This is a genomic window from Streptomyces sp. NPDC058092 (assembly GCF_042884935.1).
Lineage (GTDB): Bacteria > Actinomycetota > Actinomycetes > Streptomycetales > Streptomycetaceae > Streptomyces.
Map to the genome: position 1 here is coordinate 98,587 of NZ_JBHVSY010000029.1, position 11,192 is coordinate 109,778.

Annotated in this window: 10 protein-coding genes; 5 read left to right on the forward strand and 5 right to left on the reverse strand. The window is 68.7% G+C overall.

The features are described 5' to 3' along the window. Window positions 1-324: 324 nt before the first annotated feature. From ACFVV1_RS34405 to ACFVV1_RS34420, 4 genes are read right to left on the reverse strand one after another with little or no spacing between them, the layout of a single operon-like run. Entirely contained in the window at window positions 325-1,446 is a 1,122-nt protein-coding gene (locus tag ACFVV1_RS34405; protein WP_389997630.1) for an HAD-IC family P-type ATPase, read from the reverse strand. Next, on the reverse strand, window positions 1,347-1,742 hold the full coding sequence (locus ACFVV1_RS34410) for a cation-transporting P-type ATPase (protein WP_389997632.1): 396 nt from the start codon (window positions 1,740-1,742) through the stop codon (window positions 1,347-1,349). Before ACFVV1_RS34410 ends, ACFVV1_RS34405 begins: the two co-directional genes overlap by 100 nt. Before the next feature lie 8 nt (window positions 1,743-1,750). After that, window positions 1,751-2,617: a universal stress protein gene (locus ACFVV1_RS34415; protein ID WP_389997635.1), complete on the reverse strand. Its 867-nt coding sequence runs from the start codon at window positions 2,615-2,617 to the stop codon at window positions 1,751-1,753. Further along, window positions 2,617-3,519, reverse strand: a complete 903-nt coding sequence (locus ACFVV1_RS34420) for a universal stress protein (protein WP_389997638.1) — start codon at window positions 3,517-3,519, stop codon at window positions 2,617-2,619. The genes ACFVV1_RS34415 and ACFVV1_RS34420 overlap by 1 nt, the downstream gene beginning before the upstream one ends. Window positions 3,520-3,801: 282 nt before the next feature. Here ACFVV1_RS34420 and ACFVV1_RS34425 point away from each other — a divergent pair, with 282 nt between their 5' ends. The 3 genes from ACFVV1_RS34425 to ACFVV1_RS34435 all read left to right on the forward strand — a co-directional run bounded on the left by ACFVV1_RS34425 (window position 3,802) and on the right by ACFVV1_RS34435 (window position 6,216). After that, window positions 3,802-4,515, forward strand: coding sequence for a CBS domain-containing protein (locus tag ACFVV1_RS34425; RefSeq protein ID WP_389997641.1), 714 nt, complete (start codon window positions 3,802-3,804; stop codon window positions 4,513-4,515). 109 nt (window positions 4,516-4,624) lie between these two features. Further along, a complete protein-coding gene (locus tag ACFVV1_RS34430; protein WP_389997643.1) occupies window positions 4,625-5,527 on the forward strand; it encodes a universal stress protein in 903 nt (300 codons plus the stop codon). Then, window positions 5,524-6,216 (forward strand): CBS domain-containing protein, encoded by a 693-nt coding sequence (locus tag ACFVV1_RS34435; RefSeq protein ID WP_389997646.1) that lies wholly within the window; start codon window positions 5,524-5,526, stop codon window positions 6,214-6,216. Before ACFVV1_RS34430 ends, ACFVV1_RS34435 begins: the two co-directional genes overlap by 4 nt. A gap of 1,278 nt (window positions 6,217-7,494) precedes the next feature. On the opposite strand, the gene ACFVV1_RS34440 is transcribed toward ACFVV1_RS34435, so the two are convergent. Then, window positions 7,495-8,568, reverse strand: a complete 1,074-nt coding sequence (locus ACFVV1_RS34440; protein ID WP_389997649.1) for a zinc-dependent alcohol dehydrogenase family protein — start codon at window positions 8,566-8,568, stop codon at window positions 7,495-7,497. 179 nt (window positions 8,569-8,747) lie between these two features. On the opposite strand from ACFVV1_RS34440, the gene ACFVV1_RS34445 reads away from it, so the two are divergent. Together ACFVV1_RS34445 and ACFVV1_RS34450 are read left to right on the forward strand one after the other, a co-directional pair. Continuing rightward, window positions 8,748-10,175, forward strand: coding sequence for an MBL fold metallo-hydrolase RNA specificity domain-containing protein (locus ACFVV1_RS34445; protein ID WP_389997652.1), 1,428 nt, complete (start codon window positions 8,748-8,750; stop codon window positions 10,173-10,175). Window positions 10,176-10,383: 208 nt separating this feature from the next. After that, the gene (locus ACFVV1_RS34450; RefSeq protein ID WP_389997654.1) at window positions 10,384-11,037 is read left to right on the forward strand and encodes a CBS domain-containing protein; all 654 of its coding nucleotides are present in this window, start codon (window positions 10,384-10,386) and stop codon (window positions 11,035-11,037) included. Window positions 11,038-11,192 lie beyond the last annotated feature (155 nt).

Here is an 11,192-nt window from a genome sequence, read left to right on the forward strand (position 1 = left end):
ACCTCGCTGCGCTGCCATCGCCATGTGACGGTGACCGTTTCAGTCACCCGGTGAGCCCGCGCCGACCGTCACCTTGTTCGGTCGCTGGTGGTCCGGCCCGGTTGACGATCGTGCGGCGCTCGCGGTGGGCGAAGCGAGGATGGTGGAGGTTCGAGCACCTGGCCTGTCTGTGCGAGTGCGGGCTGGCTGGCTCGCGCCCGGTGGCCGGGTGTCGGTGTTCGCTCTTGCCCGGCCCGCGCTGCTGACTGCGGCGGAGGCTGGGCCGGCGGCAACTGAGTGCGCGGGTGCCTCGTCAGTCGGCTTCCTGGCGGACTCGCACCAGTCTCATGGCTTCGCCTTCGCGGCCTTCATTTCCGGGAATGCGTTTCGTGTGAGCCGAGCGGCCAGGTAGCCGCTCATGAGGGCGGCCGTCGCGAGAGCGGCCCCGGACCAACCGAGCGGATCGGTCTCCAGGACCGACCGCAGCGGCGGAACGTACAGCGCCGCCACCGCCAGCAGGGCGGACGCGAGCACAGCCAGGGGAAAGAAGAGGTTCTGCCGGGTCAACAGACGCGTCCGCAGGCCCATGACGACGCCGAGCTGCGCGCCGAGCAGCGACAGGAACAAGACGCTCTGCCACGGAAGGTCCCAGGCTCGTGCGACAACACCTGCGGCGAGACAGACCACGGTGGCGACAGGGCCGAGCTCGGCGGGTGTCGGCTGCTTGCCATCCACCTGGACATCCCCCTGGGGTTCGTATCCGACTCCGAAGATGTCCGCTGCGACCGACGGTGTCCATACGTGCTGGACGACCATGCGGCCTTCGGTGAGGGTGCCCGTCTTGTCTGTGGCCAGAACGGTCACGGAGCCGAGCGTCTCCACGGCGGGGAGCCTGCGCACGAGTGCGTGCCGGGCCGCCATGCGGCGGGCGCCCAGTGCCAGCGCGAGGGTCACGACGGCCGGCGAGGACTCGGGAACCGCCGCGACGGCCAGGCTGATCGCCGTCACGGCCATGGTTCCGGCCGGCAAGCCGCGTACGAGTCCGAGGGCGAAGACCACCAGGCACAGTCCCAGGGTGGCGGCGGCCAGGATACGGCCCAGGGAGGCCAGACGGTGCTGCAGTGGTGTCGGCTCGCGCGTGTCGTCGAGCAGTGCGGCGATACGGCCGAGCGCGCCGGCGGCGCCGGTGGCCGCGACCGTCGCGACGCCCCGTCCGCGCATCACGACAGTCCCTGCGCCCAGCAGCGAACCGGCGTCCTTGTGCACGGGAACCGATTCCCCGGTGAGCATGGATTCGTCGATGAGAAGGGCGGATGCTTCGATGAGCTCGGCGTCGGCAGTAACAATGTCGCCCTCGCCGAGCAGCATTACGTCGCCGGGCACCACAACAGCTGCGGCAACCTCCCGTGCGGTGCCGTCACGCAGGACGCGGGCGCTTGGTGCCGACAGCGCCGACAGGGCCGCCACGGCGTGGTCGGACGGATCTCCTGCGCGACTCCCACCGTTGTGTTGAAGACAATCACCAGACCGGTGACCACCGCATCCGGGTGGTCACCGATCACGATCGTCAGCAGTGCCGCACCCAGCAGCACCATGATCAGAGGATCGCGAAGCTGCGCAAGTACGCGACTGTGCAAAGGCGCGCTGCGCACCTCCGCCGCCTCGCTGCGGCCGTGCTCGGCCAGACGCCGCTCGGCCTCCGGCCCAGCCAGCCCGCAGAGCTCCTGTCCGGGCTCCCTCTCCCCGGCCGGGGTGGTCGTCACCGCGGAGTTCACACAAGGGGAACTGTGATCACCGGGCAGTGTGCCCGGTGCAGCAGTCCGTGGACGACGGAGCCGAGCCGCATGCCCGTGTAGCCGCCCCGGCCACGGCGGCCCACGACGACGGCCAGAGCGTGTTCGGACGCCCCGGCCAGCTCCTCCACCGGCTGTCCGGTCGGCACCTCGTGCGTCAGGTGCACGTCCGGGTACTTCGACGACCAGCCTGCCGTGGTCTCGCACAGCATGCGCCGCTGAGCCTGCACGGCAACCTCCTCGTCCTGGAACATGACTACGGGGACTACGGGTGGCTGCCAGACCGAGACGGCGCGGAGCGCGGCTCCTCGGAGGTCGGCCTCCTCGAACGACAACCCCAGCGCCGCCTTCGAGGACTCGCTGCCGTCGATTCCCACGACGAGATAAGTAGGTTCCTGAGTGATGTGCTCCGCATCGCCCACGACCACCACGGGACAGCGCGCCTGGGCCGTGACGGGGACGACGAGGGAGCCGGCGCTGAAATACTCCGCCGTGCGGCTCAGATGCCGGGATCCGAGAACGACCATGCGGGCCTGCGCAGACAGCCCGCCGATCACGGTAGCCGGGAAACCGTCGAGCAGATCGGTGTTCGGCTGCAGTTGCGGGTGGCGCGCCCGTACCCAGTCGCCTCCCTCCTGAAGAGCGTCCGCCCCGGCTTGGAGCATGGCCTTTCTGCGTGGGCTGTCATCGCCGTGATGCCGGTCGTGCGATGGGGGTACGGCCACGACGAGCCGGAGTTCCAGCCCGCGTCGGTGCGCCTCGTCGGCCGCCCAGGCCAATGACAGGTGCCAGTTCCTGGCCGGATCGATACCGGTGACGAGTTCACGGCGTTCGTCGGTGCCCATCACGACTCACTCCCATGCCCGGAACCGTGCCGCGGAATGAGCTGCACGGGGCAGTGCGCGTGGTGCAGAAGGCTGTGCGTCGCCCGCCCGAGGGTGGGGCCGATGTAACCGGGCGACCGCCGTCCGCCCATCACCAGCAGATCCGCGTGGCGCGATGCCTCCACCAGGACCCCGGCGACGGTCAGGCTCTTCTCGGCATCCGCCTGCACGTTCAGGTCCGGGAATTCGCCGCGGATCCGATCCTTCACAGTCATCAGGTGATGGACGTGTTCTCCGGCGATCGCCTCGACATCGTCGAGCATGGTCACGGCGAGTCCGGCGGATTCGAGAATGTTCCACACGTGCAGCAGCCGCAGCGATGCCTTACGGATCTCGGCTTCGCGCGCCGCGTACCGGGCGCATTCGGCGTCGTGCTCGTCACGGACCGCGGCGAGCACCACTCCGGTCTCGGTCCCGTTGTCAGTGCCCCTGACCACGATGACGGGTGTCGTGGCGCCTGCGGCGAGCTTCAGGCCGACGGATCCGAGCATGAGGTTCTTGAACCCGCCGAGACCGCGGTGGCCCACCACGACAGTGCCGCGCAGGCCGGCGGTCCGGTGCAGGCTGGGGACGGGTGCACTGCGGCTGAACTCCGTGCTGACGTGCAGACCGGAGTACTGTTCTTCGACGGCAGCGGCGGTTTCCCGCAGCAGTTCGTGGCCCGCGCTGCGAACGCGTTCGATGCTCTCCGCCGAGAGGTGGAGAACCCGGCCGTCCGTGTCTGCCGCGTAGACGATGCGCAGCGATCTGTCACGGCGAGTGGCCTCGGCCGCTGCCCACAACGCCGCCCGGCGGGCCGGCTCGGAGCCGTCGACACCGACGATGACGGAGCCCAGTTCCGGGCTGCCGGTGGTGCCTTTCATGGTTCCTCCTCACCGAGGGCCACCGAAGGGTCAACTCTCAGGCTGGCACCACGGGCCCCTGCGGGGAGAGGGCCGCTCAGGACCGCCCGGGGGCCCAATGGACCCTGTCGAGAGAATCCTGCCGTGCACGGGTGCCCGGACGCCCGATCCGGGTCCGACCGGTCCCGGCCACGACCCATTCGGCCCTCCTCCTCTCCGTACGGCCCGGCGGATCGTGGTCCCTGAACAACCTGCGGGCGCTGCGTCCGTGCGGGTCCCTGCGAGAGGGCAGGAGGCGCCTCCATGAAGCGCATCAAAGTGGGAGACCTGATGACCGACGAGGTCGTCTCGGTCGTCCCGGTCACCTCCTTCAAGGAGGTCGCGAAGCTGCTCGCCCAGCACAACATCAGCGGACTGCCCGTGCTCGACGACGAGGACCGGGTCGTCGGCATCGTCTCCGAGAGCGACCTGCTGAACCGCCAGGCGGCGAGGCACCTCGTGAAGGGCGACGTCCCTGACGCCGCCACCGGGACCGCATTCTCGTCCGGAGCGGAATTCACCGCTGCCGAGGTCATGTCGACACCGGCGGTGACCGTCCACGCGCACGAGACCGCACCGGACGCCGCCCGGCTGATGATGCGCAGTGGCGTGGAGCGGCTCCCGGTCGTGGACGACGAGGACAGACTCGTCGGCATCGTCACGCGCCGGGACCTGCTGCGCCTCTTTCTGCGCCCCGACGCGGAGATACGACGACGCCTCGTCGAGGACGTGCTCGTGGACACCATGGGGCTCAGCGCCGACGTGGTCACCGTCCATGCAGTGGACGGCGTTGTCACCGTGGAAGGCCAGCTGGAGAGCCAGAACCAGATCGCGATACTGACCTGCCTGGCCGAACAGGTCGACGGGGTGGTCGCGGTCGTGAGCCATGTGTCCGCACCCATGGATGGCCCCGTACCCACCTCCTCGCAGTGGAACGCGTGCGCGGACTATGTCGCCTCGCGCAATCCCACCGCATAGACAGGGCTGGTCGGCCCCGCAAGGAGCCACATGGCCCCTGCTCCGCTCCCGCCTCGCAGGCCAGGCTGAGAAACAGATCGCAGACCTGCGACGCGCGGGAGGTTCCGCCATGAAGCACCTCGTGACCGTCGGCCTCGACGGCTCCCCCGAGAGCCGGGCGGCCGCGGACCGGGGCGTCCAGGAGGCGTCCTTGCGGAAGGTGTCGCTGAGGCTCGTCCACGTCACCGACCGGCCCATCGGCCCTGCCATTCAGCGACTGGGCCGAGAGACGGCCAACCAACGGGCCGGTGAGGCGCTCTGCGAGGCACTGAAGGATGTACACCGCCGGCACCAGCAACTGGAGGTCGTCATCCGGCGGCTCTCCGGCAAGCCGGTCGCCGCCCCGGCCGCCGAAGCGAACGACGCCGACCTGCTCGTCCTCGGTTCCTGCGGCCTGGGCGGCTCGGTGGGTTTCCTCGCCGGCGCGGTGGGCACGGCGCCCCTCGTAGCCACCGAAACCCCGGTAGCCCTCCTATGGGCGACGGATGAACCGGAGAACACCGGGCCTGGCAGGTACGACGAAATGGTCGTAGACACCGATATCCACGGAGCACCGGACGAGGTTCTCGCCCTTGTCTTCGAAGAGACCGCCCGTCGCGTTTGCGCCTTGCGGGCGGTCCACGGCTGGAACCCCACTCCCGCCCACAGGTTCTTCCCGTTCCTCGACTCCGAAGACGAACGGGTAGCAGGCCGGAGTTCCGCACAGATGCTGGACGAACTGCTGCTGCCCTGGCGCCGCAGATTCCCGTCGGTGAGCGTCGACCGGATGGCGCTCATGGGACCCGCTGGTCATCAACCGGTCCAGGCCGCGGCCGGCGCGGACCTCGTCGTCGGTCGGCACCTGCGCGGCTCTCCTCCGCCTGCCCGCTTCCGGCCGGTGGCCCATGCCGTCCTGCATCACACCGCCGCCCGCCCCGGTCGCCGTCGTCGCCCACGACTGACGCCCCTGCACGAAAGGGAAATCGGACCATGATGCACCGCACTGTCGCCGAAGTCATGACCCGGGACGTGGCCACGGCCAGCCCCGAAGCATCGCTCAAGACGGTCGCCTGGAGCCTCGCCTACAACGACGTCTCGGCCCTTCCCGTCGTGGACACCCACCACCACCCCATCGGCATCGTCTCCGAGGCCGACCTGCTCCGCCGGCAGGCCGGTCTGCCAGAAGCAGAGGGCCGTGACCAACTGCGCCGGACGGCGGCCGTGAACCACCGCACCATGGACGCCCGCACCGCCGGTGATCTCATGTCCACTCCCGTGCTGACGGCCCGGCCCGCATGGAGCATCGTCGAGACAGCGCGCTTCCTGAACGAGCGGGGCGTCAAACGTCTTCCGGTCATCGATGACACCGGCACGCTCGTGGGCATCGTCAGCCGCTCGGATCTGCTGCGCCCCATGCTCCGCCGCGACGACGCCATACACGAAGAAATCGTCGACGAGGTACTGGGCCGGACTCTCCGGATGACACCCGGGGGCGTGACAGCGACCGTTCAGGAAGGAGTCGTCACCCTGAGCGGAAGGGTGGAGGAGCGTTCAACCCTTCAGATCATCGAACTCCTGTGCCTCTCCGTCGACGGCGTCGTCAGTGTCGATCAGTCTCTCGAATACGCCGTGGACGATCTGCCGCCAGATCTCGATCCGGCGGGTGACGCCGGCAACCCCTGAGCGCTCACGTCATGAGACGGAAAGAGCCAACCGCTTCTCGCCGCGGTTCCTGATCGTGCGATGCACGGCCATCAGCCGCTTCTCCGCACCCTCGCAATGGCTCCTTCCGCCAATTCCACGAAAGCACCGTTCGTACCGGGCCAACAGGGCCGAACAGTCCCCGGCGCACCCCGGGTGGTCCTACCGTCGACCGACAACGCTGCCGAGGCTCGGAGATACAGGAGCCTCGGGTCGTCGATGCCCCACAGTTGCGCCGCCCTGCGGAAGTTGAGGGGCTGGATGTCGAGCTTCAGAGCGGCGAGGGCGTGCAACGGCGAAGACTGTGCGAACAGCCGGCTCATGACCGGTGCGGTCTCACCACCGAGCAGCAATCGCGCACGGCTTTCCAGGGGCGGTCGGTCGAGGTGCCGGAGGGCGCAGTGGTGACGGACGGCGAGGCTGGGCTCGCCACGACGAGGTCGGGGAACGAGTCGATGATGACGGGCAGTGGCCTTGCGTCGCCCAGCGCCAGCAAGGCATCGATTCCTTCCTTCCCATCACGCCAGTGGCTGGGCTGTGCGACCTGCCGGTATCGCGCATACTCCTCGCCCACCCTGCGCAAGGACTCGGCTTCGGTGGCTTCTGTCCGCAGAAATAGAACCCTCCCGTGGCTCGTGCCACCGACTCCAGCAGGAGCGTCTTGCCCTGGCGGGGCCGCCCCATGACGACGCCCAGGCCCGTTCCCGGATGCGGATCGGTCGAGAATGACATCAAGGCTGCCCGTTCGTCCTCCCTGTCGAAGAGGCACACAGGGCCTCGACCGTCCGCTCCTGCTTGGGGTCGTAGCCGCTGAAGTCCCAGGTCCGTGCTGTGCTCATGACCACTCTCCGCAGCAATCCTCGGTCGCAAGGGCACCGTCCGGCCACCTGGCGTCCCGGCCATGGGCACACCGGTGGTTCAGCGTCCGGGGCCGGGGACCGGCCATCGACGAGCAGGCCAGCAGGGCGGCGAAGCCGTGTTTCCGCACCGGCATGAGCACCGTCGACGACCACCGCGTCGAAGGGGTTGGTGCCCAGCGTTTTCATGAACACGCGTTCCTCTTTTCCCCGGCGGCGATCGCCCTTCGTCCGCAGTGAGCCCGTGTTCCGTACGAGTGTGCCGATCACGGACCCCGCGGCGCGCTTTTCGGGCACGGGCGGCATGACAAGCATTGGCGCCGGATCGACAGGCCCGGCGGACACCTCGATGACGGTGGGTCCGGAACTGGTCCTGCTCATGATCTTCATGCCCCCGTTGAGCTTACGGCTGAGCCGGGGCGATGATCTCGTTGTGCGGCGTTCCTCCCAGTGCCACCTTGAGCGCGCCGGTGTCCGCGGCGCGGGAGAACACGTCGTATGCCTCTTCTATCTGTCCCAGCTCGAAACGGTGGGTGATCAGCGGGGACGAAGGCAGCCGCCCTGCGGCCATCATGCGCAGCAGCATGGGAGTGGAGTACGTGTCGACCAGTCCTGTGGTGATGGTGACGTTCTTGGCCCACAGGTCTTCGAGGTGCAGCGTGGCCGGCTTACCGTGGACGCCGATGTTCGCGACGCGGCCTGCGGGCCGGACCATGCGGGTGCACATCTCGAAGGCTTCGGGCACGCCGACGGCTTCGATGACGACGTCGGCACCGAGCCCCTCGGTAAGGTCCTCAACCAGTTGTTCGGGTTCCTCGGCCGCGCTCGCTGTCGCGTCCGCGCCCAGGGAGCGCGCCGCGGCCAGCCGGGATTCGGCGAGGTCGACGGCGATGACACGTCCCGGGCTGTAGAGGCCCGCGCCGACGATGGCGGCGAGCCCGATGGGGCCGGCGCCGACCACAACGACGGTGTCGCCGGGCCGTACCTTGCCATTCAGCACACCGACCTCGTAGGCGGTCGGGAAGATGTCGCAGAGCAGCACGCCGTCATAGCTGTCGACAGAGGCCGGCAAAGGGTATACGGACAAGTCGGCGAAGGGCACCCGTACGTATTCGGCCTGGGTGCCGTCGATGGTGTGGCCGAGCACCCAGCCGCCACCGCCACGGCACTGCCCGTAGCGGCCCTCACGGCAGAAGCGGCACCGGCCGCACGCGGATATGCACGAGATCAGTACACGGTCACCGGGACGGACCGTACGGACGTCGGCCCCGGCCTCGACCACGGTGCCGACGGCTTCGTGCCCCAGCACCCGGCCGGGAGCCACCTCGGGCACGTCGCCCTTAAGAATGTGCAGGTCGGTACCGCAGATGGTGACGGCGTCGACGCGGATGACGGCGTCGGCAGCGTCCTTGACCGAGGGGTCCGGAACGTCCTGCCATGCGGTCTGCCCCGGGCCCTGGAATACGAGTGCCTTCACGACCTCGCCCCTCTCCTCTGTCTCCTCCGGTGAGGTTCCCCTCATGCTGCCCCGGCACGGGCCCGCCCCGCATGGGCCGGTCGGTCCCCGTCCGGGCCTGTCGGGCCCATCCCGCCCCGGGGGCCGGGGATGTGATGGTGAAAACGGCTGGCTGCTACCCACCGAAGAAGGGAGCGGCGATGTCCGAGGCAGAACCACACCCGGCCGCACCCGCGTCGAGACCCGCGCTGCTGCGCTTCCTCGGCGGCGTCCGGACCGTCACCGGCAGCAAGTTCCTCATCGAGAGCGACCATGCCCGGGTCCTCCTTGACTGCGGCCTCTTCCAAGGCGTCGCGGACCTGCGCCGCCGCAACTGGGCAAAGCTGCCGTGTGACGCCTCGTCCATTCACGCCGTGGTCATCACCCATGCCCACCTGGACCACTGCGGCTATCTGCCCCGACTGGTTCGACAGGGCTTCCGGGGACCGATCCTGACCAGCGCCCACACCGTCCGGCTCGCCGAAATCGTGCTCCGTGACAGCGCCCGCCTCCAGATGGAGGCGGCCCAGCACGCCAACGAACACGGCTGGTCCAAACACCGGCCCGCCAGACCGCTCTATGACGAAACCGACGTCGACACCACCGTCAGGTTCTTCGACCCCGTCCCGGTCGGCAGCGAAGTCCAGATCATGGCCGGCACCCGGCTCACACTGCACCGCGGTGGACACATCCTCGGCTCGGCCTGGGCCCACCTGACCCTTGAGGACGAGCACACTCTCGCCGCCGGCGGCGACCTCGGCCGCCCCGGCCACCCACTGCTGTTGCCGGCGGAACCGTTCACCGGCGCTGACGTGCTGCTGACGGAGTCGACGTACGGCGACCGTCGTCACGAACCCGAGAAAGCCCAGGCCGAATTCGCGGCCGTACTCACACGTACCCTTGCGCGCGGCGGTACCGCCGTCATCCCCGCCTTCGCGATCGACCGCACCGAGGTCGTCCTCCACGAACTCGCCGGGCTGCGCCACAACGGGATCCTGCCGCAGTCCGTTCCCGTCTATGTGGACAGTCCCATGGCTCTGGCAGCGCTCGACGTCTATCGCGACGCGCTGCGTGCCCATTCCTCCGAGATCCGGCCCGAGATTCTCGCCCGAGGCGAACAAGCGATCAGCCCTGCCCCGTTCCTGGCCGCCCGGACCGTCCAGGAGTCCATCGACATCAACAGCACGCCCGGTCCCGCCGTCATCGTTTCCTCGGCCGGCATGGCCACCGGCGGCCGGGTCCTGCACCACCTCCACCGGCTCCTGCCCAATCCACGCAATGCCGTCGTCATCGTCGGTTTCGCAGTCACCGGCACCAGGGCCCGCGACCTCGTCGACGGTGCCCACACACTCAAGATGTTCGGCGAATACGTACCCGTACGCGCGGAGGTGGCCGACCTCCCGCACTTCTCGGCACACGCCGACGCCGACCAGATCATGGACTGGCTGCGCGGCGCCCCCGCACCGCGCACGACCTATGTGGTCCATGGCGAGGAATCGTCGTCCGATGCCCTGCGGGACCGGATCGACCACGAGCTGGGCTGGACAGCGGTCGTACCCAGACCCGGAGAGGCCGTCCTGGTCCGCTGACCGGCGCCGGGCGGCTTGCGCGATCTGACCACGAGGCTCTCTCGCAGCTCGTTCCCCCCGGTGCGAGGCTGCGAGTGAGGAACGGGAGGCACACCATGAACTCCATGGAGTCTCCGCTCGTCGCGGATTCGACGTCACGGCCGCATCGGACCTGCTCACCCTCACGGCAGCAGCCGGCCGCTCGCCCGCACGCATCGAGGAACCCGCCATGACCTACGCCCGGTACACCGTCAACGACGTCATGACGAAGAACGTCATCGCCATCACCCGTGACATGGAATTCAAGGAGATCGCCGCCTGCATGAAACAGTGGAAGGTCACCGCCGTGCCCGTCATCGAAGGCGAGGGCCACGTCGTCGGCGTCGTCTCCGAAGCCGATCTACTCCCCAAGGAGGAATTCCACGGCCACAGGATTGGCTTGATCGAGCAGATGTACCGACCGGGGGACACCGCCAAGGCCGGCGCGGTCCGGGCCGAGGAACTGATGACGAGTCCCGCCATCACGGTGAACCCTGACGTGCCCCTCCCGCAGGCCGCCCGGCTGATGGCCGACCAGCGCGTCAAGCGCCTCCCGGTCGTCGATGCCGACGGCAACCTCAAGGGCATCGTCAGTCGCGCCGATCTCCTCAAGATCTTCCTGCGTTCCGACGACGACCTCGCCGCAGAAATACGCCACGAGGTGGTCGACCGGCTGTTCCCCGGCTCGCACCAAAACGTGAAGGTCAGCGTCACCCGCGGTGTGGCCACACTCACCGGTCGGATCCACGACGCCACCCTCATTCCCGTCGCCGCCCGCCTCGCTCAATCCGTGGAAGGCGTCGTCAACGTGGACTGCCGGCTCGAAAGCCAGGCATCCGCCTAGAAGACCGCTGAAAATCTTGTCGAGAGGTTGTCCGGCCGTAGGCCGGACGGCCCCTTTTGTTATGCGGTGGCCGGGGCGAGATGCCAGGTGTTGTTGGTGCGGGTGAGTTTGAGGGTGATCAGTCGGCGGAGGTTGAGGGCGGCGGCGCGGTGGTG

What these genes read in the sequence shown, in the direction of transcription:
- ACFVV1_RS34420 (WP_389997638.1), bottom strand. Translation starts at nt 3,519, where the DNA reads ATGAAAGGCACCACCGGCAGCCCGGAACTGGGCTCCGTCATCGTCGGT.
- ACFVV1_RS34450 (WP_389997654.1), top strand. Translation starts at nt 10,384, where the DNA reads ATGACCTACGCCCGGTACACCGTCAACGACGTCATGACGAAGAACGTC.
- ACFVV1_RS34445 (WP_389997652.1), top strand. Translation starts at nt 8,748, where the DNA reads ATGTCCGAGGCAGAACCACACCCGGCCGCACCCGCGTCGAGACCCGCG.
- ACFVV1_RS34415 (WP_389997635.1), bottom strand. Translation starts at nt 2,617, where the DNA reads ATGGGCACCGACGAACGCCGTGAACTCGTCACCGGTATCGATCCGGCC.
- ACFVV1_RS34435 (WP_389997646.1), top strand. Translation starts at nt 5,524, where the DNA reads ATGATGCACCGCACTGTCGCCGAAGTCATGACCCGGGACGTGGCCACG.
- ACFVV1_RS34425 (WP_389997641.1), top strand. Translation starts at nt 3,802, where the DNA reads ATGAAGCGCATCAAAGTGGGAGACCTGATGACCGACGAGGTCGTCTCG.
- ACFVV1_RS34430 (WP_389997643.1), top strand. Translation starts at nt 4,625, where the DNA reads ATGAAGCACCTCGTGACCGTCGGCCTCGACGGCTCCCCCGAGAGCCGG.